This is a genomic window from Flavobacterium denitrificans DSM 15936, assembly GCF_000425445.1.
GTDB classification, from domain to species: domain Bacteria; phylum Bacteroidota; class Bacteroidia; order Flavobacteriales; family Flavobacteriaceae; genus Flavobacterium; species Flavobacterium denitrificans.
On sequence record NZ_AUDL01000020.1, the window covers coordinates 10,751 to 33,267 of the forward strand.

Here is a 22,517-nt window from a genome sequence, read left to right on the forward strand (position 1 = left end):
TGCATTTTTTAAATCGTACTAAAAATTTTTATTTAAATTTGTGTAAGAGAAGTTGCAATTAGACTCTCTAAAATAATATAAAATTTTATCGATGAGTACAAATCCTACTTTTGCAATAACTTCAAATTTCTTAAACGACTTAAAAACTCAGACCGCAGATTCCCATAGAAAACTAGAAGAACTTCCAGTTTCTGCTTCAATTATGTCACCTGAAATGAAGATAGAAGATTATATTTTTTATCTCAATTTAATGCATGATGTTCATAACGATACTGAGACATTTGTTTTTCCTTTTTTTACAAATCTTCTAGAAGATTTAGAACAAAGAAAAAAGAAGCATCTTATAGAAAATGATCTTTCTTTTTTAAATTCAAAAAAATCAAACGCAGAAAAAGTTTTTTATGCGGAAGGAATTTCGGCACCATTTGCTTTAGGAATTTTATACGTAGTAGAAGGTTCAACGCTTGGCGGAAGATTTATTTTGAAAAATGTTTCAAAGCGTCGGGAACTTTCTGGCGAGCAAGGCGTTTCATATTTTAATGGTTACGGTGAAAAAACAGGAAGCTTTTGGAAATCATTCCTGAATTTTTTATCAGAATACGAGCAAGAACATAATTGTGGAGACGAAATTATAGAAGGAGCAATATTTGCTTTTGATAGTATTTATAAGCATTTTGACCGTAAAACAAAATAATGAAGATTAAGGATATAGTCAATCGGGACCTTGTTACGTTAACCAATTGCGAGCATGAGCCTATACATATTCCGGGTAAAATACAACCGTATGGTTTTTTGATTGGTGTTACATCTGCCTGGAAAATTGATTTTTGCACAGAGAACATTTCTGGATTTTTAGATTTGACTCATACTCAGGTATTGGGGCAGGATTTTGTTGCTGTTTTTGGTTTAAACGTTGAGAAAAAGATTTTAGATTATATTAATGAAGATAAAATTCAGGATGTTTTTCCACTGGAAATAGAACTTTTTGAAAAACCATTTCAGATAAGCATTCATAAAAGTTTTGATATTTATGTTTTGGAGGCCGAACCAAAGTTTGCAGGAAAAGAAAAACTAGCTGATGTTTATGCACAGACGATTCAGTTTGTAACACAAATGAACAATACCAAATCACTAAGAGATTTGTGTGCTTTGGTCGCGCAGGGAACCCGTGAAATAACAGGTTACGACCGTGTCATGATTTATCGTTTTGACGAACAATATAATGGAGAAGTTTTTGCCGAAGACTGCAGAGAAGATCTCGAACCCTTTTTAGGGTTGCATTACCCGCATACCGACATTCCGGCTCAGGCAAGAGAATTATACATTAAAAACCAACTGAGGCTAATTGTTGATATCGATTATAAGCCAGTTCCCATTTTTACTGTTGATGATAAAGAAGGAAAAAATCTGGATTTAAGTCTTTCAATATTGCGAAGTACATCACCAATTCATGTAGAATATTTGAAAAATATGGGCGTTGGCGCAACATTAACCATTTCGTTGATTCACCATGATAGATTGTGGGGTTTGATTGCCTGCCATCATTATTCAGAGAAAAATCTTTCTCCGGAAATTAGATTGGCGACCAAACTTCAGGGACAGTTTATAACTTCTCAGATTGATATCAGACAATCTAATGATGAAAATATAAGTGCTCAAAAAGCAACTCTGGCATTCGAACAATTAACAAATCTGGAACTTCCTATTTTGCATGAAGGATTGAACACAATTGTAAGCACACAGCAAATATTAGATATTTGTAATGCTACTGGTGTTACTCTTGTTTCCAGAGGAAAAATTTTCAAAAATGGAGAAACACCCTCAGATGAAAAAATCGAAATTTTAATAAAAGAGATTACTGCCAAAAGCAACGATAAAGTTTTTGTAACCAATAAAATTAGTGATCGTTTTCCTGAAACAGCGCAAAATTCAGATTTTGCCGGGATTATTTACCATTCTCTTGGTAACAATGATCATATAGTATGGTACAGACCGGAAACGGTTTCGGAAATAAATTGGGGAGGTGATCCTGAAAAAAGTATTATAAAAGATAGCAATGGTTTGCATCCGCGAAATTCGTTTAATATTTGGAAACAGATTGTTAAAAATCAAAGCAGTATTTGGAAACCATACGAAATTAATACCGCGGGACAATATGCGCATATGTTGCAGAATCATCTTACATTGATTATGTTGAGCGAAGAAGAGGAAAAGTACCGTAATCAAAGTGAAATATTAAGAGAAACCAATTCGGAACTTGAAAATATCAACTGGATCAGTACGCATGATCTGCAGGAACCTTTGCGCAAAATTCAGCTAATTACTTCTAAAACGTTGTCAGAACTTGATGACATTACAACCGAATCGATTTCAAATTCGCTGGAACGAGTTTCGAAATCGGCCAGTAGAATGAGTGGTTTATTGGAAGATATCCTAAAATATACCAGAATCAAGAATACCAGAGATACTTTACAAGAAGTAGATTTGAACGAAATATTAGAAGCGACTATTAAAGAAATGAGCGAAACAATTACAGAAAGCAATGCCATAATTGAATTTGAAAAGCTTCCTGAAGTTCATGCAATACATTTTTTAATGCGACAGTTATTTCTCAATATTATTCAGAATTCCTTAAAATATGCATCACCGGATAGGCAACCAAAGATTATAATTACAGCTTCTCAAGAACCAGTGATTATGAAGCACTTGTATAAAGTGCATTGTCATTGGGTTCGCTTTTCAGATAACGGAATTGGTTTTGAGCCCCAATATGCCGAATCGATTTTTAAAATTTTCACAAGACTTCACAGGCAGGAACAATATACTGGATCGGGAATAGGTTTGGCTTTATGTAAAAAAATCATGCAGACTATTGGCGGTGATATTCACGCAGAAGGAAAACCAGGTGAAGGGACAGATATTATTATTTATTTTCCGTGTGACCCGAATGATACGCTTTTGCCTTTGTAAATTTTATTGAGACACTAAAATGAATCTCACAATCCAATCCCTTTTACCAGACGATTTTATTTCGCATTTTGTTCACAGCTTTTGGATGGTGGAGAACAAAACTGGAAATGATATTCCGGGAACTGTACTTCCAAACGGAATGATGGATATGACGCTCATGAAAATAAATGCTGAAAATTGGGAAATTTCAATTCGCGGATTGGATACAGTTCCAAGTCAGGTAAATATTTTCAAAGACGTTCGAATATTTTCTGTTGGTTTTAAGCTTTTGGCTGTCGAATATTTATTTGGAGATTCGATAAAAGATGTTTTGAATGAGGGAAAAGTAATTCCGAACGATTTTTGGCAATTTGATGAAAATGATATCGAGAGTTTAGAAAATTTTCAGAAAAAAGTAACGCAGAAGATCAATTCAATTTCCATAAAACCAATTGATGACAGAAAGAAAAAACTATTTGAATTGATTTATGCTTCGCACGGAACAATTACAGTAAAAGAACTTTCAGAAAAAGTGTTTTGGAGCAGTCGACAGATTAATCGCTATTTTAATCAGCAATTCGGGATTTCACTTAAAGAATATTGCAAAATTCTGCGTTTTGGATCTTCTTTTAAAGATTTAAGTGAAGGACGACTATTTCCAGAATTGAACTTTACCGATCAAAATCATTTTATAAAAGAAATAAAAAAATATTCTGGCGTAACACCAAAAGAACTTAGTAAAAACAGTGACAATCGTTTCATGAATATTACAGCGATTAAAAAACTGCCCTCTATCAAAAACGACTGATTTTTACTATTTCTGTCAAAATCTTCTTCGCAATTTTGTATCGAAATTAAATGATACAGAAGATGTTACTACAAAATAAAAAAATAGCCATTATTGGCGCTGGCCCGGTTGGTTTGACAATGGCAATTTTACTTCAGCAAAAAGGAATTGATGTTACCATTTACGAAAGAGATAAAGATGCGCAAACCAGAATTTGGGGCGGAACGCTCGATTTACATAAAGTCTCAGGACAGAAAGCAATGAAAAAAGCGGGAATGTTAGAACGCTATTTTGAATTGGCAATTCCGATGGGTAGAACCGTTGCAGATGAAAATGGAAATGTCCTGTCTGTTCAAAAAACAATTCCAGAAGAAGCCCAAGACAATCCGGAAATAAACAGAAACGATTTGAGGAATTTACTTTTAGACAGTTTAAAAAACGGGACCGTTGTTTGGAACAGCAAAGTAAACGAACTTGAAGTTAAAGACGGAAAATGGATTTTGCATTTTGAAAATAATGAATCTGCAATCGCCGATTTGGTGATTGGCGCAAACGGCGGAATGTCAGCAATTAGAAAATATATTACTGACGCTGAAGTCGAAGAAACGGGAACATATATGATTCAAGGCGAAGTTTTGGAAGCTGAAATTAAATGCAAAGATTTTTTCAGTTTATGTAATGATAATATTTTGATGTCGGCTTTTAATGGGAATTTATTGGTCGCAAATCCAAAAAACAAATCGGCGTTGAGCTATAATGTGATTTTTAAAACACCTGACGAATGGCTTTCTGGAAATGAATTGGATTTTAAAAATATAGAAAGTATTCGTTCCTTTCTTATAGATCGATTTTCTGATTGGGATGAAACTTATAAAGAGTTATTTCGTGCCACATCGTTTTTTGTGGGATTGCCAACGCGTAAAATTTCATTGGAAAAAGAATGGAAAAACAGTCGTGTTTTACCAGTAACGCTTATTGGTGACGCAGCGCATTTAATTCCACCTTTTGCCGGACAAGGCGCAAATATTGGTTTAGTCGACGCGATGATTTTGGCCGAAAATATAACAAGTGGGAAATTCGAAACCATTGAAAACGCGATCGAAGATTATGAAAAGCAAATGTTTGTTTATGCCAAAGAAGCACAAGAAGAAACTCGTAAAAATGAATTGATGATGCACGAAATAGGCTTTTCATTTATGCGTTTTGCAGAGTAAATCTTACTAAGAATTAATTTCCAATTTATATCCTTTCCCGCGCACGACAACGATATTAACATTAGAATCAACTTCCAATTTTTTTCTCAACTTTGAGATAAACATATCCAAGCTTCGGCCTACAATAACGCCTTCATCTTCCCAAATTTCTTTTTGGAGTCGGTTTCGTTCTATCGTTTTGTTGGGAGAAATCGCGAAAATATGCAATAAACGGGATTCGGTTGCGGTTAGGTCTATTGTTTTTCCATCAATTAATAATTTCCGATTTTTTTCATCAAACTGTATTTTGCCCAAAACGAATAAATCACTGTGCTTCTTGCTAGAGAATGATTTTCGCGACTTAACTGATCTAAAGATAACAATGCCTGCAATTGCCAAAATAGGTAGAAGATATCCATTTTCAGCTCCATTAATACCTGAAGTTTTGAATTTTATATTCACGTTGTAATGAGCTTTGGGTTGTATTCTTCCGAGACAAGGTATATTGTCGTCTTTTTTATCTTTGGATATCGTGTATCCATAAACGACACTGGAGTTTTGTGTGTTCACAACAGTAACAATATAATCCGTTGCGAGTGAATCTTTAGACAACAATCGTTCAATAGTTTTCACTAAATTTTCTGGTCGAAAAGAAAACTCTTTTTCAAACTGAATTTCATATTCATTTTCAGCAATTTTTTTTACAGGAAGAACTCTTGATGTACTGTCTCCCGATTGTAAAAGAAGTTCATGTCCGATGCTGCGGAGCAATACTTCTCTTTTGGCACTTTCAAAATTTTCATTGTCATTCGTGCTGAAAGCCACGCAGATTATGGCGACAAACAAGAGTGCTGTCAAGCTAAACTGGTATTTGTATTTCTCGGACAGAAAATTTCGGCTATAAAGCATAGTGTCAAGAGTTTATTTACAAAGTTTACAATTTTATTTACAATTCAAACTGCTTCGGCTGAAAAATATCAAAGTAATTTCGCTGAAACAACTTTGAAAACATAATAAAAATGAAATTGCACACACACATTTACAGCTTGTTCCTGATGATTATTTTTTTTACCTCTTGTAAAGAACCAAACCAAATCAATGCATCAAAAGGAAATTGCAAAGTTGAAAAAAGAGAAATTGTTACACGCTTTGGTCCAAAAAGAATGGTGCGGAATGTAAGGCAAGATAAAAACGGAAATATTTTGATTGCTTCGTTTCAAGATGTATTTCGATACGATGGAAAAATGTTTACTAATTTAACTAGCAAGATACAATCACCAAGTTTTTGGGATGTGTTGGAAGATCGAAAAGGGAATCTTTGGTTTGCTACTCGAGATTCAGGTGTTTACTATTATAATAAAAAATCTGTTCAGCATTTTACTACACGAGAAGGACTTGCGAGTAATCAAGTTGCCTCTATTTATGAAGATAGAGCTGGCAATATTTGGTTTGCTACTGGCGGAGGAGCAAGCCGTTATGATGGAAAATCTTTTCGAAATTTCACTACCAGAGATGGACTTTCTAGTAATGCTGTAAATTCTATTATGGAAGACAGTACAGGGAAATTATGGTTTGCTACTAGAGACGAACCTTGTTTTTATGATGGGAAGAAATTTACCGTCTTTAAAAAAAATAACGGCAAACCCTTTCATAACGTTTGGTCGATAATTGAAGATCGAAAAGGCAATATTTGGTTTGGTGGCTCGATACTCAAAGAGCGAAAGAAAGGTAATATTTTGATTCTTGAATTTGGTTTTTGGCGTTACGATGGGAATACTTATACAAAAATATCCAATAGAGGAACTTCTATTATATTGGAAGATAAAGAAGGAAATATTTGGACTACGGGGACGGTTGGACTTAATGGATATTGGGCGCTTACACGATATGATCAAAAAACTTTATACGATAAAATACCAAAAGCAACCGAAATATTCGCACTAAAAGAGATGGGAATGCTGTGCGGGATTTTGCAAGCTAAAGATGGAAGTATTTGGTTTGGATCTATGGCTGGCGTGTATCGATATGATGGAATGACCATCACGCAATTTTAAAGGTTTTATTTTATTTTAGTTTCAAGTTTCAAGTTTCAAGTTTCAAGTTTCAGCTTTTACGTTAAGTACCTGAAACTTGAAAACCGAAACAAAAAAACATATTTTTAGTGCGAAACCGCTTTTAATCCTACGATAGAACCAACTAAAGTTGCTAAAAAGAATAATCTCCAGAAAGCTGCAGGTTCTTTAAAAACAAAGATACCAACCAATACAGTTCCTACTGCACCAATTCCTGTCCACACCGCATAAGCCGTTCCAAGGGGGAGTGTCTCTGTCGCTTTCATTAATAAAAGCATACTTACCGTTAAAGAAATGAAGAAACCAATATACCAATAATACATTTCGGTTCCAGTTGTTGCTTTTGCTTTTCCAAGACATGATGCGAAGGCTACTTCAAATAGACCAGCAATTATTAAAATAATCCAGTTCATATAGTTAAAATTTTGTGGTGCAAAGTTCCTTTATGAAAAGCAGAAAAAATTTAACAAATGATAAAAAATGCAATTATTTTATCTCAGAACGAATTCTGCTCAAACTTACTTGTGTAATGCCTAAATAAGATGCAATATGCCCCAATTGTACTCTTTGCAATAATTCAGGATGATCTTTCATTAATTCCAGATAACGTTCTGATGCATTTTTGAATTGCTTCGAAATCAAACGTTCTTCCGTTTTGATTAATTCTTTTTCAGCGAATTTCCTACCCCAGTTCGCAATATGAACATCTTCATTAAAGAGTTTTCTTAGATTTTCAGTTTTGAGTTCATAAAGTTCGCAATCCTCAAGAAGCTCGATATTTTCATATCCCGGCTGGTCTTCCACATAACTTTTCATCGAAATGACCGTTTCGCCTTCTTTTCCAAACCAAAAAGTAACTTCATTGTCTCTTTCTACATAAGCACGAACTAATCCTTTTTTTATAAAATAGATATTAGATTCTATTTTGTTGGCTTTTAATAAAATATGTCCTTTTGAGAAAGCAATTTCGGAGACATTATTTTGTAAAGCCAATTTTGACTTTTCGGGAAGTTCATGTATTTGATCGAGAATATTAGAAATATTCATTTTTAATTTTTTATAAATTTCGAATAAAGATACAAGTTGTAAAAGGGAACAGAAAATTTCGAACCAAAAAAATCCCATTTCCAAAATAGAAATGGGATATAAAATTGCACATTGCATGCTAATTCAAAAATGCAGGCGCAATTTTTGACCAATATATAAACACTAATTAATGCCACCACCCAAAGCTTTGTACAACAATACTTGGGAGTTTGCATTGCGAAGCTGAATATCAACAAAATCTAGCTCAGCCTGCAATTTGTTTTTTTGCGCATTGATGATTTCAAGGTAATTAGCGTAACCGCTCAAATACAAATCATTTGAAACATTTACCGCAATTTCAAGATGATCGATTTCTTTCAATTTGTATTTGAGAACATCTTCAAAAGCTTCGTTTCGGTGCAGTAAAGCGCTTAATTCGTTGAATGCAGTTGTAACCGAATTTTGATATTGAAGAAATGAGATTTCCTGTCTTCGATTCGAAACATAAAATTCTTGTTTGATTTGTCCTTTATTAAAAACTGGCGCTGTCAAACCGCCTAATAATTGCCAAGCGAAAGAACCAGCATCAAAAAAAGTATTGAATGAAAACGAATTAAACCCTGCATATCCGCCCAAGTTTACAGTTGGGAAAAAGGCAGCGCGAGCCGATTTTGCATCAGCATTGCTGGCTAATAATTCGAAATACGCTTCAGAAACATCTGGTCTTTTATGAATGATAGAATCTACACTGATTTTTTGGTTTAAAACTTCTAAGTGTCCAGCTAGGAAATCGCTACTTCTGTCAATTTTTCCTCCATATTCACCTAAAAGCGTCAATAAGGCTTTTTCAGTCTGATCGATGCTTAATTTTAGTTCTGAAGCTTCGGCGTAAATGTTATTATTTTGGGCATTAAACTGTTGTACAGCCAACTCGGTAGCTTTTCCAACTGATCTTTGTGCTGAAACAATATCAAGAGCTCTTTCTTGTGTTTTTAAGTTTTTATCGTAAATAGAGGCTTGTTTATCTAGTGCGATAAGTTTAAAATACAAATCGGCAACATCGCCCAAAAGACGTGTCTGCAATAAACGCATTCCTTGCTGAGAAGCAAAAAATCGTTGTTGTGCTGCTTTTTTGCGATTGCTTAGTTTTCCCCAAATATCAGCTTCCCACGAAACTTTTGCTCCTAAAAAGAAGTTAGGTGAAACTTTTTCATTTATTTTTTGTTTTTCGGTAATATTCTGCGAAAAGTTGGTGTCAAAGTTTCCGACACCTTCCATAGTATATTTCCCAAAATGTGTTCCAGACGCATCTGCCACAAGGTCTAATGACGGAAGAAGCGCTAGTTTGGCCACTTTTAAATGCGAATTGGCAATCAAAATGCGTTCCTGCATAATTAAATAATCAGGATTTTTGGCAATTGCTTTTTTTAGTAAATCCTCTAATTTGGGATCTTTAAAAAAGGTTTCTGTTTTTAGTGGAATAAAATCATTTTTTGAAACTTCTTTTCGCTGTGCATCAAAATTTTCTGGAAGTTTTGCTGCGTCTAATTTAGTACTGACTTTTGGTGCCGAACAAGCTGTTAAAAGTAAAATACCTGTTATTACAACGGCACTTTTGGTTGTCCTTATCACATCAGTATTTTTATATTGATTTAATATGTTTTTCATTGTTTAATTTTTTTATTCAATCTTTTGTCTAAATTTTTATTTTAACACATAGAAACATAGATTTTCTTTCTATAAAAAGGGAGTTGAAAGAAACTAGTTTCTAACACATAGCTGAATGAACATAGACCAAAGTTTCAACTTTGGGATTTGGTGACTACCATACAGCTATGTTTATTTAAGTTAAGTGAAACGCCTTTCCACGCTTTCCATCCCGATAGCTATCGGGACTATGAATCTATGTGTTTAAAAAATTACACATTAAGATTTGCTCATTCGTTTTTCCAATTTTGCAAACAGTATATAAAGTCCAGGAATAATCAATAGACCAAACACAGTTCCAATCAACATTCCTCCCGCAGCTGCCGTTCCGATCGAACGGTTACCAATTGCACCCGCACCAGAAGCAATACATAGCGGAATCAATCCAGAAATAAAAGCAAAAGAGGTCATCAAAATAGGACGGAAACGAAGTCTAGCGCCTTCAATTGCCGCTTCGACAATATCACGTCCGAGTTTGTTTTGTGCCATTGCGAATTCTACAATCAGAATGGCATTCTTGGCGAGCAGACCAATCAACATGACGAGCGCTACTTGGGCATAAATGTTATTGTCTAATCCAACCATTACAAGTGCGATATAAGAACCAAATACTCCAACAGGCAAACTCAATAATACGGGGAATGGAAGCAATAAACTTTCGTATTGTGCTGCCAATAATAAGTATACGAAAAGTATACAAAGTCCAAAAATGTATATGGTTTGGTTACCTGAAAGAATCTCTTCACGTGTCATACCAGACCATTCCAGTTCAAAGCGGCTAGGCAATTTTTCTGCGGCAATTTTTTCAACAGCGGCTATGGCATCTCCAGAGCTGTAACCTTCGGCAGGTTCACCGTTAATCATAGCAGACATGTACATATTATAACGCGTTAAAACCTCAGGCCCGTAAACTCTTTCTAGCTTAATGAAAGTTGAGAACGGAACCATTTCGCCTGCGTCATTCTTCAAATACATATCCAAAATGCTTTCTGGATTTTGACGGAATTGCGGACTTGCCTGAACCATTACTTTGTACATTTGGGCGAAACGGATAAAATTAGTAGCATAAAAAGAACCCAACATTGTCTGTAAAGTACTCATGGCATTATCAACCGAAATTCCTTTTTTGGCAGCTAAATCATAATCAATATGTATTAAATATTGAGGGAAAGTGGCATCAAAACTCGAGAACGAATTCTGAATTTCTGGCGAAGCATTCAATTCTTTGATGAATTCTTTGGTTACTTTATCAGTATTGGTAATACTTCCTCCAGATTTATCCAACAAGCGAAGCTCAAAACCACTTGTGTTACCAAAACCAGGAACGGTTGGCGGTGCAAAAATCTCAATTTGTGCGTCGGTAATGTTTTTTGTTTTTTCTGTAAGTTCCGCCATAAATTCGGTAACCGAAATATCACGTTCGCTCCAGTCTTTCAAGTTGATCATTCCCATACCGTATGAAGCACCAGCAATTTCGGTTACAATACTGTATCCCGCAAGAGTGGTTACGTTGTCTACACCTTGAATTCCTTTTGCAATTTTAGTCACTTCGTCTAACGCTTTTTCGGTACGTTCTACAGTTGCTCCTTGTGGTGTTGTAACGCTCACGTAAACCATTCCCTGATCTTCTGTAGGGATGAATCCTGAGGCTAAAAATCGAGTTGTTCCCCAAGTTAGAATGCAAAACAAGACTAATAAACCAACTGTAACGGTATTACGATCAGCAAATTTTACTAATACTTTGATGTATTTTGAAGTAATATTGTCAAACCAATTATTGAATCTGTGGAAGAAACGATCTAAAAGTGATTTTTTCTCTTTATTAGGATCGTGCGCTTTTAGCATAATCGCACAAAGGGCAGGAGTAAGTGTAAGAGCGTTAATACCCGAAATCACAATACTAATGGCCATTGTCAATGAGAATTGTCTGTAGAAAACCCCAACAGGACCGCTCAAAAAAGCAACAGGAATAAACACCGCAGCCATTACAATCGTAATCGCAATAACGGCACCTGTAATTTCTTTCATCGCACTAATGGTAGCATCCATTGGCGACATATGTTCTTCGGAGATTTTTACGTGAACAGCTTCAACAACGACAATCGCATTATCAACCACAATTCCGATAGAAAGTACTAAAGCGAAAAGTGTCAATAAGTTGATCGAGAATCCCATCATCGACATAAAAGTAAACGAACCAATAAGTGCGACAGGAACTGCCAATACTGGAATCAAAGTCGATCTCCAATCTTGAAGGAAAAGGAAAACAACAAATGCCACTAAAATAAAGGCTTCCACCAATGTTCTTAATACTTCATGAATAGAGGCGTCAAGGAAACGAGAAACGTCATAAGCGATGTTGAATTCCATTCCCGGAGGAAAAGAAGAACCTTTTAATTCGGCCATTTTTTCTTTTACGCTCGCAATAACTTCTGAAGCATTAGAACCCGGACGCTGTTTTAGCATGATGGATGCAGAGGGTTTTCCATCGGTTTTTGAAACCATTCCGTAACTCATCGCGCCAAATTCGATTTTCGAAATGTCTTTTAATCTTAAAATCGTTCCGTCTGGATTGGCTCTTAACGGAATTTCTTCGTACTGACTAGGTTCAAAGAATTTTCCGCCATATTTAATTACATATTGCAATTGATTGTTCATTTGTCCTGAACCTTCGCCCACTTTACCCGGAGCTGCAGAAATATTTTGTTTTTGAAGCGAAGCAATTACTTCATTTGCAGAAATATTATACGAAAGCATTTTTTCTGGATCCAGCCAAACACGCATCGAATATTCTTTTTGTCCCATGATTTCGGCACGTCCGACACCATCAATACGTTTTAATTCCTGAAGAATATTAATATCAGTAAAGTTGAAGATAAACTGCTCGTCTTGAGTTTTGTCGGTACTTGTAATGTTCAAGTACATCAACATACTGTTTACCTCTTTTTCGGTCGTAACTCCGGCACGAATTACCTCTTCTGGAAGCTCATCAAGAATCGTGGTAACTCTGTTCTGTACGTTTACGGCGGCCAAATCGGGATCGGTTCCTACTTCAAAGAAAACTTGGATTAAGGTCAAACCATCGTTGGAAGTTACGGTCGACATATAGGTCATTCCAGGAACCCCATTTATGGCTCTTTCCAATGGAAGAGCAACGGCGTTGGCAGAAACTTCTGCGTTTGCCCCTGTGTATTTTGCTGTAACGGTTACAGATGGTGGTACAATATCTGGGAATTGGGTAATAGGAAGCTGAAACAACGCCAGCAATCCCAGAAGGACTATCATAACCGAGATGATTAATGACAATATTTTCCTTCTGATAAATAACTCTATCATTTTGAATTTTTTAGATAAATAATTAAATAACTGTTTTACAGATCGATAAATCTATATTTGTTTCATATTGATTTTATCGCCGTCTCTCAATGATTGTGTACCTTCTTGTACAATTAGGTCATCGGTTTTTAGACCTTCGTTTAAGATGTAGACATCATCAAGAGTGGTTTCAATTTTAACATTAGTCATTTTAACTACTCCATCTTTGTTCACACGGAAAACATACTGTTTGTCTTGAATAGAAAAAACAGCTTTCTGCGGAATTAAAATTGCATTAGTTTTGGGTTCTGAAATAATCAATTTCCCAGAAGTTCCGTGTTTGATAAATCCTTGCGGATTATGGAATTTTGCTTTGTATTGAATAGAGCCGGTTTGTCTGTTGATTTCTCCATCTGCTGTTCTTAGTTCACCTTTTTTGTCGTATACCATTCCATTTGGCAATACCAATTTAATATCGCCTTGTGTATTTAAGGTTTTGTCTTCCATCATTTGAAAATATGTATTTTCTGGAATCGAGAAATAGGCATATACATCATCTAATTGAGAAACAGTTGTTAATAATGAGCCATTTTCTACTAAACTTCCTTCTTTGAACGGAATTCTATCAATTGTTCCATCAAATGGTGCATGGATTGTCGTAAAACTTATTTGTTGATTAATTGCTTTTCTTTCTGCAACGGCATGCGCTACTTTTGCAGAAGCAGCTTCATATTTTGCTTTAGATAATTCTAATTCTTTATCTGCAATTACTTTTTTATTGAAAAGAGTTTGTGCTTGCTCTAGCTCAACGTTGGCAATTCTTAAGTCAGCTTTAGCGCTTTTAAAAACAGCCTCAGCTTTCAGCAGTTGAATCTGAAGTTCAACATCACTAATTTTAAAAAGGATTTGTCCTTTTTTTACTTTTTGTCCTTCGCTTACATACACTTTTTCAAGTAAACCAGGGATGCGAACGTGGATTTCTACATTGTTTTTAGCATGTACATCGGCAACAAATTTGCTTGAAACTATAGTGTCTTTTAAGGTTACTTTATAAACAGGAACTGTCTTGATGTTTTTAGAATCTTTTTTTGATTTATCACCGCACGAGACTAAAACGAATAGTGCTAAGGTGCATAAAAGAAATGGGTTTTTATAAATGCTTATCATCGAGTTTTAATTTTTGAATAAATAGATGTTCTCCCTTTGATAAATGAATATCGGGAGTATGAATTTGGATTTTGAAAAATTAGGATGTTCTCGGATGCTTCTCTTTTAGAAAAGTACCGATTAAGAAAATGTTTTATAACAACAATTGTTCAGGTAGTATCAGCACATGAAAAATTGCTCCAGAAATTTATCTGAAACTATAAAAACAACAAAATTTGCAGTTTAGAAAAGTTGGTACAAATGCAAATAAGTATGCCTTTGAACCTGGTATATTGAAGCTATACCATATATTAAGCTTTTTTTGTAAAGCTTGAAGTTGACTAAGTTGCTAAAATACGGAGCCTTGATTGTACTTTGTTCTAAAGTAGTTGCTCTGGATTTTATTTTCTTCTTGATGATATAATGGACTTCTAGATCTTTTGAAGAAGAAAAATCAGAAGAGGAAAGTGAGTCGTCTGCCGCAACACTATCCAATGTAACACAATTAGAAAAAGGAACGGACTGCTGATACGTTTCGGCGCCTCTGAAAAAAGAGAGCAACGAAAGTAAAACGACATATATGAACTTTACAGGTTTCATTTACAGCACAGCAGATTTATAAAGTTGTATTCCTTAAAAAACGGATTTATAATTGTTCAAAGAGCGCCAAATATAGTAATTTGAAAAGTAAGGTTTCTTAAAATTTTTTTAAAACCGACTCGATTTAAATATTTAATAATAATTGAAGATGGTTTTTTATGAAAAAGAAAATGGCAGTTTTGATGTTTGGCAACTAATAAAACTATGCTTTTCAAAACGATATGAAAAATAAAGCTCCATCATTTTTAATGGAGCTTTTTAGTTTGAAGTTTACATTCCGGGCCAATACAAAAAATTGAATTTATGACCATCAGGATCTGTAAATCCAAAAGTGTAACCTTGCTGAAAATTTTCTGGCTCAGAGAATATTTTGGCACCAGCCTTTTGTACAATTTCATACCATTGGTCCACTTTTTCTCGGCTTTCTGCAGACAGTGAAAAGATGATTTCATTTTCAGTTTTAGCATCAACCACTTTTCCTCTCATGGCATTGTCAAATCTTTTTGGGATAAAAAAGTTGATTACAAAATTATTTTCGCCATAAATAAAACTTACCAATTCTTCTGTTTCTTTTCCGTTTTGTTTGAATCCTAGCTCGGAATAAAATTTTATCGTTTTTTGCAAATCATGTGAAACTAAATTTGCCCATATCATTTTCGTTTCCATATATTTTAATTGAAATAGTTGATAAACTAAGTTAACCAAATTAATGCTTTAATACTTTTAATGAAATTGTAAAGTTTTGCTTTAATTTTGTGCGATTGCTGGGAGAGGCAGAAAATATACTAAAAGTGAAAAAAGAAGCAACAAGCTGGAAAATTTGTGAGGCATGCGAAGGGCGTGGTAAAAAAAGCCAACGACTTAATAAAAAAGTACGGCTTCAATATCAATTCGAATTAGAACAATTTGAAAAATCGAATGGAGAAGGAAATGCTCCCCTTCGTCCAAAACCCCACAAAATTGTGTGTTCAATTTGTAGCGGAAAGGGGATAATTCCGTCTGCTGTTTTTCCTTTAGCTGATGCTGAAAAATACCCTCATGTTGCCATTATCGGTGGTGGAATTGGAGGTGTGGCTTTGGCTGTAGCTTGTCTTCATCGCGGTATTCCTTTTACACTTTATGAACGCGACCATAACTTTGAAGCACGTTCCCAAGGTTACGGACTTACTTTGCAGCAAGCCAGCAAAGCAATCTCGGGATTAGGGATTTTGGATTTAAAAGATGGCGTTGTTTCAACTAGACACTTGGTTCATACTACTGATGGAAAAGTAATTGGAGAGTGGGGTGTAAGAAAATGGATTCCAGCAGAGGCAAAAACTTTTAAAAAACGTTCCAATATTCATATCGCACGCCAATCACTTCGTTTGGAATTGCTTGAGCAACTGAACAAAAATGAAAATATAAAATGGGGACACCAATTAATAGATTTTCAACAAAACGATGATCAAAGTTTTACGCTGAATTTTTCTGTAAATGAAGAAATAAAAAACGCAAAAGCTGCTATTGTAGTGGGAGCCGATGGTATTCGAAGTTCAGTTCGAAAATTATGGCTTGGCGAAAATGTTGCGCCACTTCGTTATTTAGATTGTATTGTGATATTAGGAATTTGCCCTTTAAGCGCACTTGAAGGAGTTGACAGTTCATTATTAGATTCGGCTACTGTTTTTCAAACCGCTAATGGTAACGAGCGAATTTACATTATGCCTTATAAATCAGATTCTGTAATGTGGCAGTTGAGTTTTCCAATGCCAGAAAATGAAGCTAAAGAATTAAGCGCAAAAGGAGTTCAGGCTTTAAAAGAAGAAGCAATCAAAAGAACACAATGGCACGAACCGATTCCGCAAATTTTAAATGCGACGCAAGAACCTCAAATTTCTGGTTATCCTGTTTATGATCGTGAATTGCTTAATGCTGAGGTTTTAAAAAAAGGAGGAAATGTAACGCTAATTGGCGACGCCGCTCACCCAATGAGTCCGTTTAAAGGACAAGGTGCTAATCAGGCTTTGTTAGATGCGCTGTCGCTTGCTCGAGCGATTACAAAAGGTTGCAAATCATTATCGCATCGAAAAAAAGTAGGATTACGAGAAAGTGTATTAAATGAATTTGAAGCGGAAATGCTAAAACGTAGCGCCGTAAAAGTAAAAGATTCTGCCGCTGCTGCACAGTTTTTACATTCGGATATTGTACTTCGAGAAGGAGATAAACCAAGAGGCAGTTGTTTGAAGTAATGTTTTTTTGGTAAATTAAAATGAAAATAATTAGTATATTTGAAACAGTAAAGTATAGACTGTACTCTATGCTTTACTGTTTTTCTTTTAAAAAATGAAACTATGCTTGTAAACGAGTTATCAAAAAAAACAGGATTGTCAATCCATACAATTAGATATTATGAAAATTTAGGATTGATCAAGGGCTTTACTGATGAAAAAGTGAAATCTAATAATTATAAATATTACGATGATAATGTTGTTGAGCGTTTAGAAATTATCATTGAAGCAAGAGAAGTTGGTTTTACTTTAGCGGAAATAAAAAAAATATTGACCACTTGGTTTGAAGGCACTGATTCAAAACCAGAGACACTCGAGCTTTTTCAAGCTAAAATAAAAGAGATTGATGATAAGATGAAGTATTTCAAACAAACTAAGAAGCTTCTTGAAAAAGTTTGTGAGAAATTGCAAAGTAATGATTGATGGTGAATTTTTATTAGTAAAATTTTGCCTAAGACTTTAATGAAAATAGATTTTTCAGATTGCTTTTTTGTTGGTAAAAATGATATTGAGGCATCAACAAAAATCACAGAAGCCTATTTTAAGGAATTAGAAGCGCCAAAAAAGGATTTGTTTCTGTTTGAAAATTCAGGGCATTAAATTTATTAAGATGAACCTGAAAAGTTTAAAAAAAAACTATAATTAAGATATTGGAGAATAAATTTTAGGAAAAAAACAAAAAACCTGTGAATCTTTCGATTTACAGGTTTTTTTAATTTTTGTTTTTTTGTGGGGAGAGCAGGATTCGAACCTGCGAAGTTCACACAGCAGATTTACAGTCTGCCCTCGTTGGCCGCTTGAGTATCTCCCCATAAACGCTCGGAAAAGCGTAAAAAAAACTCCTTAATTTCTTAAGGAGTTTTGTGGGCGATGAGGGGTTCGAACCCCCGACCCCCTCGGTGTAAACGAGGTGCTCTGAACCAGCTGAGCTAATCGCCCTATTTTACTAGGTTGCTATCATTTCGTGATTGCGAGTGCAAATATACGCTAGTTTTTGAGTTCTGCAAAGAAAACACACTAAAAATTTAAACTTTTTTCAATGTGTTTTCTATCTTACTGAGGCAGAAAATGTTATAAGCATAATTTTTTAGCTATTTTTTACTTTGAAAGCGTCGGAACGTTTCTGTATATGTAATCGCTGTGTTTTCCTGTGAAAGATTTTTCCAATTCATCAAAAAAAGCATCAGCATCTTTTTCATTTGGCCAAGTTGATTTAATGAGTTCATCTATTTTTTCACTGGATTTTTCCATATCGGCTAAAGAATCATAGAAAAACGCTTCCATAAAATCAGTGCTGTTGGAACCCCATGAATGTCGAAACGGATAATACGCTTTTATATAAGGATCCTTAAAAGTGATTTTTTCATTAAACTCTTTAACATTCTGTCCTTTTCCTTTTCCACTCATTTCTGATTTTCGAATGTATATTATCATTGGTTTTTTAGTTACATCTTTATATGCTTTTTCACCGACAGAAGTGATGCTTTGATAAATTTCGTCGGAATGTTTGTTGGCGTAAAAAGCATCGTATTTTTCAAAAAAAGCTTTTCTGGCTTTTTCATCCGGCCAGGCTTTTTTAGCTAAATCATCACTAATAGTATTGGCTTTTTCAATGTCTTCCCAATTTCTGTAAACATTAACCAAAACAACTTCTGTATTGTCATCAGTGTAATAATGTGTTAAAAGCTCTGAACCGATGATAAGATCATTTTTGCTGGTAATCTTATCAAAGTATTCTTGCTCTGCAGCTTTCCAGTCTTTAGCTTTTCCATCCAAATTGCGATGCAGGGTCGTCATGGTGATAAAGACTGGTTTTTCTTTTTCGGGTGCTTTGTCTTGTGCGTACGTGGTCACGCACCATAGAGTCATCCATAGGACGAGCCCTAGAAGTGTACTTCTTGTTTTCATGATTAATTTGTATTGGTTATTAAAAAAACTTAATACAAATTTAAGGTATTAAAAATCAGGTGGTTATGATTTTTTGATAAAGTTTTGCTTCCAGTTTTGGTCTGAAATTTAAATCGCTGTATTTAAAGGGAGTTCAGCCACTACAAACGTGCTTCCGCCTGCATAAATGAAATCATTTTTTGTAGCTTTTTTCGTTGCCTCTAAAAAAGCTTTTTCAACCGATTCATATTTTTCTCCAAATAAATCATACTTTCGGGCTGTATCTTGCAGAATTTCAGTGCTTAATCCCCTCGAAGAATCGGGTTTGCAGAAATAATACGTAGCTTTTTTAGGAAAGAGGGGTAAAATTGAATGTAGGTCTTTGTCGTTTACAACGCCCAAAACAATATGCAAATTTTCATAGGTTTCCTTTTGAAGCTGAGTCATAACAACAGATAAACCGTGTTTGTTGTGAGCAGTATCGCAAATAATTTTCGGATTCTCGCCAAGCTGTTGCCATCTGCCTTGCAAGCCAGTATTTTTTACAACGCTCAATAATCCTGATGTCAAACTTTCTTCAGAAACCTTAAAATCAGTAGTTTCATTTAAAACCTGAATCGTCTGTTGAACTGTTTTCTTATTATGAAATTGATAATCTCCAATTAAATCCGAAGGAAAAACTTCTGAAATTAAATCGGAAGCAAAATAAATCGGTGCTTTATTTTCTTCGACTTTAGCCAAAAATACAGGTTGCGTTTCATTTGTATATTCACCAATAACAACCGGAACATTTGGTTTTATAATTCCCGCTTTTTCGCCGGCAATTAAAGCAGGCGTATTTCCAAGAAACTGAGTATGATCTAAATCGATGTTTGTAATTACCGAAACCAAAGGCGTAATAATATTAGTAGCGTCTAATCTTCCGCCCAAACCAACTTCAATAATAGCAATATCGACTTTTTCGGCAGCGAAATAATCAAAAGCCAAACCAACAGACATTTCGAAGAAACTCATGTCATTAGCTTCAAAAAAGCTTTTATGTTTGCCAATAAAGTCAATTACAAAATCTTCTGAAATTTCCTCGCCGTTAATTCTGATTCTTTCTCTAAAATCTTTTAAATGCGGTGAAGTGTACAACCCAACTTTATATCCAGCTTCCTGCAAAACCGAAGCCAGCATGTGCGAAGTAGAACCTTTTCCGTTTGTTCCGGCAACGTGAATGCATTTTAAACGATCCTGTGGATTATCAAGATGCGCTGCCAGTATTTTGATATTGGTTAAATCTTCTTTATAAGCCGAAGCGCCCTGAAGCTGGTACATTGGAAGCTGATTAAACATCCAGTTTGTAGTCTCTTGATAGTTCATTTAATTTGGATAAAATGGTTGCCGATTGAAATAAATTTCGATTTTTGTAGTTTAATATTACAGCGAAAATTATCTTTAGTGCAAATTTCAAATAATTTTTAGAATTAATCATAAAAACCAGAATTAAAATATGTTTAGCTTCATTCAATTACAAACAGATACCATCGCAAACGCAGCATCTAACGTAGTTATCGAAAAAATCGCACCAGAACACGAAATTTCAATGTTTGGGTTCATCATGAAAGGAGGAGTTTTCCTTATTCCAATCGCTATTTTATTATTTTACACTATATATATTATTTTTGAGCGCTATATGTATATCAGCAAAGCTTCAAAAATTGACAGCCGATTGATGCAAGATGTTGGAGATAAGTTGAATGCTGGAAATATTGAATTAGCGAGAACAATTGTTGAAAGAAGCAACACTGCAGCCGGAAATATTTTGAAAGAAGGTGTTTTAGTAATTGGAAGGCCAATTGCTGAAATCGAATCAAACATGGATCGCGCCGCTGATATTGAAATTGGCGAAATGGAAAAACATTTAGGTCATCTTGGACTTATCGCTGGTATTGCGCCAACACTTGGTTTCATCGGAACAATTTCTGGAGTTATCAAAATTTTCTACAGTATTTCGGTTACAGAAAATATCAGTATCGGAAACATTTCGGGAGGTTTATACGAAAAAATGATCAGTTCAGGTTCTGGATTAATTGTGGGTATTATCGCGTATTCTGCGTACCACTTATTGAACGGAAAAATTGATAATTTCGCCTTAAAAATTCAGAAACAAATATTAGAATTTGTCAACATAATTCAAAGAGCATAAGCTATGTCCATTAAAAGAAAAAGAAGATTTCACGCTGAGGTTGCGACTTCATCATTAAGTGATATTATGTTTTTCCTGCTGTTGTTTTTCTTGATTATTTCAACACTGGCAAATCCTAATGTGATTAAAATGACGTTGCCGAAAGCCAAAGCAAACGAAAAAACGAATAAACAATTAATCAGTTTATCAGTCACAGAAGATAAGAAGTTCTACATTGACAAAGAACCAGTTGATTTTGAAAATCTAGAAACGAGTTTAATGTCAAAAATTGGAACAGACAAAGAACAGACAGTCGTAGTCCGAATTCCGTTTAATTTGCAAGTACAGGATTTAGTAGATGTTTTGCAGATAGGAGTGAAGAACAACTTGAAGTTTGTAATTGCTACAAGCCCGAAATAAAAATAAATATTTGGGCGTGATCCCGTTAAGATAAGTGGGCAAACATACTTTATCAATATTCGCCCACTTATCTTAACGGGACCGGGCTATCCGCGCTACTTCGGTAGCTTGCTTCTATCCCTCACGCGAATTACGTATTAAATTAGACCTGACAGGTTTTTAAAACTACAATCTTGTCATTTCGACTGAAAGGAGAAATCACACTAGAAATTCCGCAAAGTAGAGTGCCAATCTTTGTCGAATCCCGCGTGTGATTTCTCCTTTCAGTCGAAATTGTAAAGGTTAGATATTTCGGTAACAAAATTTAAATTTAATAAATTTTGTTACGATGAGAAATAATAGTCAAGATTGCACATTAGAGAGGAACTATTTAGAGAAATATCGTTTCTTAATAAAAGAATATGAGCAGGTAAAAAATAAAACTCATCCGCTTTATAAAAAGGCGATGGATTTTTACACAGCAAATGACACCTGCCGAAAAAGTTTCTTAAAGTATTATAATCGCTATAAGCAGAGCGGGAAATCTCGGGATCTATTGCCTCAGAAACGGGGTCCAAAATATAAAACCAGACGCCCTTTGCCTTTTATAGAACAAAAAGTAATAGAATTAAGAGAAAAAGGAAACAACAAATATGAAATTGTTAGTATCTTAAATCCCAAATTAGGGAAACATACACCATCATATTCTGGAGTTTACAATATTTTAAAACGGCATAAAATAAATAGATTAACTCCGAAGATTAAAAAGAATCATCAGAAAATAATCAAGGAAAGAATGGGACAGCTGGGTCATATTGATTGTCATTATTTAAGTAAAAGCATAATTCGTGGAGAAAATAAAAAACTCTATTTAGTCTGTGTAATTGATGATTACAGCCGGATTGCCTGGGCAGAATTAGTCCCAGACATTACCAGTTTAACAGTGATGTTTGCGTCATTAAAATGCTTAAACATCCTAAGCAGTCATTATGAAATAAA

General features: G+C 34.8%; 21 protein-coding genes and 2 tRNA genes. 11 read left to right on the forward strand and 12 right to left on the reverse strand.

The features are described 5' to 3' along the window. Nucleotides 1-91: 91 nt before the first annotated feature. The 4 genes from H600_RS0111505 to H600_RS0111520 are packed head-to-tail and all read left to right on the forward strand — an operon-like array spanning nucleotide 92 to nucleotide 4,950. Complete coding sequence (locus H600_RS0111505; RefSeq protein WP_026728920.1) at nucleotides 92-694, forward strand: biliverdin-producing heme oxygenase; 603 nt, start codon at nucleotides 92-94, stop codon at nucleotides 692-694. Continuing rightward, nucleotides 694-2,970 (forward strand): ATP-binding protein, encoded by a 2,277-nt coding sequence (locus H600_RS0111510; RefSeq protein WP_026728921.1) that lies wholly within the window; start codon nucleotides 694-696, stop codon nucleotides 2,968-2,970. The genes H600_RS0111505 and H600_RS0111510 overlap by 1 nt, the downstream gene beginning before the upstream one ends. A 19-nt stretch (nucleotides 2,971-2,989) precedes the next feature. Then, nucleotides 2,990-3,757 carry a helix-turn-helix domain-containing protein gene (locus H600_RS0111515; protein ID WP_026728922.1) on the forward strand — a complete coding sequence of 256 codons (768 nt, stop codon included), beginning with the start codon at nucleotides 2,990-2,992 and terminating at the stop codon, nucleotides 3,755-3,757. A 50-nt stretch (nucleotides 3,758-3,807) separates the two neighbouring features. Beyond that, nucleotides 3,808-4,950: an FAD-dependent oxidoreductase gene (locus H600_RS0111520; protein WP_245176556.1), complete on the forward strand. Its 1,143-nt coding sequence runs from the start codon at nucleotides 3,808-3,810 to the stop codon at nucleotides 4,948-4,950. A gap of 6 nt (nucleotides 4,951-4,956) precedes the next feature. Here H600_RS0111520 and H600_RS0111525 read toward each other — a convergent pair whose 3' ends face one another. Beyond that, nucleotides 4,957-5,838, reverse strand: coding sequence for a winged helix-turn-helix domain-containing protein (locus tag H600_RS0111525; protein WP_026728924.1), 882 nt, complete (start codon nucleotides 5,836-5,838; stop codon nucleotides 4,957-4,959). A 110-nt stretch (nucleotides 5,839-5,948) separates the two neighbouring features. On the opposite strand from H600_RS0111525, the gene H600_RS0111530 reads away from it, so the two are divergent. Further along, nucleotides 5,949-6,983: a ligand-binding sensor domain-containing protein gene (locus H600_RS0111530; protein ID WP_026728925.1), complete on the forward strand. Its 1,035-nt coding sequence runs from the start codon at nucleotides 5,949-5,951 to the stop codon at nucleotides 6,981-6,983. A gap of 104 nt (nucleotides 6,984-7,087) precedes the next feature. On the opposite strand, the gene H600_RS0111535 is transcribed toward H600_RS0111530, so the two are convergent. The 7 genes from H600_RS0111535 to H600_RS0111560 form a co-directional block, all read right to left on the reverse strand. Next, nucleotides 7,088-7,414: a DMT family transporter gene (locus tag H600_RS0111535; protein ID WP_026728926.1), complete on the reverse strand. Its 327-nt coding sequence runs from the start codon at nucleotides 7,412-7,414 to the stop codon at nucleotides 7,088-7,090. 73 nt (nucleotides 7,415-7,487) lie between these two features. Continuing rightward, a complete protein-coding gene (locus H600_RS0111540) occupies nucleotides 7,488-8,048 on the reverse strand; it encodes a Crp/Fnr family transcriptional regulator (RefSeq protein WP_026728927.1) in 561 nt (186 codons plus the stop codon). Between the two features lie 162 nt (nucleotides 8,049-8,210). Continuing rightward, complete coding sequence (locus H600_RS0111545; RefSeq protein ID WP_026728928.1) at nucleotides 8,211-9,695, reverse strand: TolC family protein; 1,485 nt, start codon at nucleotides 9,693-9,695, stop codon at nucleotides 8,211-8,213. Between the two features lie 258 nt (nucleotides 9,696-9,953). After that, nucleotides 9,954-13,070: an efflux RND transporter permease subunit gene (locus H600_RS0111550; protein WP_026728929.1), complete on the reverse strand. Its 3,117-nt coding sequence runs from the start codon at nucleotides 13,068-13,070 to the stop codon at nucleotides 9,954-9,956. Between the two features lie 51 nt (nucleotides 13,071-13,121). After that, complete coding sequence (locus H600_RS0111555) at nucleotides 13,122-14,216, reverse strand: efflux RND transporter periplasmic adaptor subunit (protein ID WP_026728930.1); 1,095 nt, start codon at nucleotides 14,214-14,216, stop codon at nucleotides 13,122-13,124. Between the two features lie 222 nt (nucleotides 14,217-14,438). Then, nucleotides 14,439-14,795 (reverse strand): hypothetical protein, encoded by a 357-nt coding sequence (locus tag H600_RS22715; RefSeq protein WP_084157381.1) that lies wholly within the window; start codon nucleotides 14,793-14,795, stop codon nucleotides 14,439-14,441. A gap of 270 nt (nucleotides 14,796-15,065) precedes the next feature. Next, nucleotides 15,066-15,461, reverse strand: coding sequence for a VOC family protein (locus H600_RS0111560; protein WP_026728931.1), 396 nt, complete (start codon nucleotides 15,459-15,461; stop codon nucleotides 15,066-15,068). Nucleotides 15,462-15,577: 116 nt separating this feature from the next. Between H600_RS0111560 and H600_RS0111565 the strand changes: the two genes are divergently transcribed. From H600_RS0111565 to H600_RS22885, 3 genes are all read left to right on the forward strand, one after another. After that, complete coding sequence (locus H600_RS0111565; protein WP_026728932.1) at nucleotides 15,578-17,023, forward strand: FAD-dependent oxidoreductase; 1,446 nt, start codon at nucleotides 15,578-15,580, stop codon at nucleotides 17,021-17,023. Nucleotides 17,024-17,125: 102 nt separating this feature from the next. Then, nucleotides 17,126-17,485: a MerR family transcriptional regulator gene (locus H600_RS0111570; protein ID WP_026728933.1), complete on the forward strand. Its 360-nt coding sequence runs from the start codon at nucleotides 17,126-17,128 to the stop codon at nucleotides 17,483-17,485. Between the two features lie 39 nt (nucleotides 17,486-17,524). Continuing rightward, entirely contained in the window at nucleotides 17,525-17,662 is a 138-nt protein-coding gene (locus H600_RS22885; RefSeq protein ID WP_157509908.1) for a hypothetical protein, read from the forward strand. Nucleotides 17,663-17,792: 130 nt separating this feature from the next. Here the strand turns inward: H600_RS22885 and H600_RS0111580 are convergent. The 4 genes from H600_RS0111580 to H600_RS0111595 all read right to left on the reverse strand — a co-directional run bounded on the left by H600_RS0111580 (nucleotide 17,793) and on the right by H600_RS0111595 (nucleotide 20,314). Further along, nucleotides 17,793-17,873: transfer RNA gene (locus H600_RS0111580), tRNA-Tyr, on the reverse strand. Between the two features lie 53 nt (nucleotides 17,874-17,926). Beyond that, nucleotides 17,927-18,001 (reverse strand) — tRNA-Val (locus tag H600_RS0111585). A gap of 159 nt (nucleotides 18,002-18,160) precedes the next feature. After that, a complete protein-coding gene (locus H600_RS0111590) occupies nucleotides 18,161-18,970 on the reverse strand; it encodes a hypothetical protein (protein ID WP_026728934.1) in 810 nt (269 codons plus the stop codon). A gap of 108 nt (nucleotides 18,971-19,078) precedes the next feature. Then, nucleotides 19,079-20,314 (reverse strand): bifunctional folylpolyglutamate synthase/dihydrofolate synthase, encoded by a 1,236-nt coding sequence (locus H600_RS0111595; protein WP_026728935.1) that lies wholly within the window; start codon nucleotides 20,312-20,314, stop codon nucleotides 19,079-19,081. Nucleotides 20,315-20,444: 130 nt separating this feature from the next. Between H600_RS0111595 and H600_RS0111600 the strand changes: the two genes are divergently transcribed. From H600_RS0111600 to H600_RS0111610, 3 genes are all read left to right on the forward strand, one after another. After that, complete coding sequence (locus H600_RS0111600; RefSeq protein ID WP_026728936.1) at nucleotides 20,445-21,140, forward strand: MotA/TolQ/ExbB proton channel family protein; 696 nt, start codon at nucleotides 20,445-20,447, stop codon at nucleotides 21,138-21,140. A 3-nt stretch (nucleotides 21,141-21,143) separates the two neighbouring features. Continuing rightward, on the forward strand, nucleotides 21,144-21,539 hold the full coding sequence (locus tag H600_RS0111605; RefSeq protein WP_026728937.1) for an ExbD/TolR family protein: 396 nt from the start codon (nucleotides 21,144-21,146) through the stop codon (nucleotides 21,537-21,539). Nucleotides 21,540-21,867: 328 nt separating this feature from the next. After that, on the forward strand, nucleotides 21,868-22,517 hold a 650-nt coding region (locus H600_RS0111610; RefSeq protein WP_026728938.1), incomplete at its 3' end, for a hypothetical protein.

What these genes read in the sequence shown, in the direction of transcription:
- H600_RS0111505 (WP_026728920.1), top strand. Translation starts at nt 92, where the DNA reads ATGAGTACAAATCCTACTTTTGCAATAACTTCAAATTTCTTAAACGAC.
- H600_RS0111510 (WP_026728921.1), top strand. Translation starts at nt 694, where the DNA reads ATGAAGATTAAGGATATAGTCAATCGGGACCTTGTTACGTTAACCAAT.
- H600_RS0111515 (WP_026728922.1), top strand. Translation starts at nt 2,990, where the DNA reads ATGAATCTCACAATCCAATCCCTTTTACCAGACGATTTTATTTCGCAT.
- H600_RS0111520 (WP_245176556.1), top strand. Translation starts at nt 3,808, where the DNA reads ATGATACAGAAGATGTTACTACAAAATAAAAAAATAGCCATTATTGGC.
- H600_RS0111525 (WP_026728924.1), bottom strand. Translation starts at nt 5,838, where the DNA reads ATGCTTTATAGCCGAAATTTTCTGTCCGAGAAATACAAATACCAGTTT.
- H600_RS0111530 (WP_026728925.1), top strand. Translation starts at nt 5,949, where the DNA reads ATGAAATTGCACACACACATTTACAGCTTGTTCCTGATGATTATTTTT.
- H600_RS0111535 (WP_026728926.1), bottom strand. Translation starts at nt 7,414, where the DNA reads ATGAACTGGATTATTTTAATAATTGCTGGTCTATTTGAAGTAGCCTTC.
- H600_RS0111540 (WP_026728927.1), bottom strand. Translation starts at nt 8,048, where the DNA reads ATGAATATTTCTAATATTCTCGATCAAATACATGAACTTCCCGAAAAG.
- H600_RS0111545 (WP_026728928.1), bottom strand. Translation starts at nt 9,695, where the DNA reads ATGAAAAACATATTAAATCAATATAAAAATACTGATGTGATAAGGACA.
- H600_RS0111550 (WP_026728929.1), bottom strand. Translation starts at nt 13,070, where the DNA reads ATGATAGAGTTATTTATCAGAAGGAAAATATTGTCATTAATCATCTCG.
- H600_RS0111555 (WP_026728930.1), bottom strand. Translation starts at nt 14,216, where the DNA reads ATGATAAGCATTTATAAAAACCCATTTCTTTTATGCACCTTAGCACTA.
- H600_RS22715 (WP_084157381.1), bottom strand. Translation starts at nt 14,795, where the DNA reads ATGAAACCTGTAAAGTTCATATATGTCGTTTTACTTTCGTTGCTCTCT.
- H600_RS0111560 (WP_026728931.1), bottom strand. Translation starts at nt 15,461, where the DNA reads ATGGAAACGAAAATGATATGGGCAAATTTAGTTTCACATGATTTGCAA.
- H600_RS0111570 (WP_026728933.1), top strand. Translation starts at nt 17,126, where the DNA reads ATGCTTGTAAACGAGTTATCAAAAAAAACAGGATTGTCAATCCATACA.
- H600_RS22885 (WP_157509908.1), top strand. Translation starts at nt 17,525, where the DNA reads ATGAAAATAGATTTTTCAGATTGCTTTTTTGTTGGTAAAAATGATATT.
- H600_RS0111590 (WP_026728934.1), bottom strand. Translation starts at nt 18,970, where the DNA reads ATGAAAACAAGAAGTACACTTCTAGGGCTCGTCCTATGGATGACTCTA.
- H600_RS0111595 (WP_026728935.1), bottom strand. Translation starts at nt 20,314, where the DNA reads ATGAACTATCAAGAGACTACAAACTGGATGTTTAATCAGCTTCCAATG.
- H600_RS0111600 (WP_026728936.1), top strand. Translation starts at nt 20,445, where the DNA reads ATGTTTAGCTTCATTCAATTACAAACAGATACCATCGCAAACGCAGCA.
- H600_RS0111605 (WP_026728937.1), top strand. Translation starts at nt 21,144, where the DNA reads ATGTCCATTAAAAGAAAAAGAAGATTTCACGCTGAGGTTGCGACTTCA.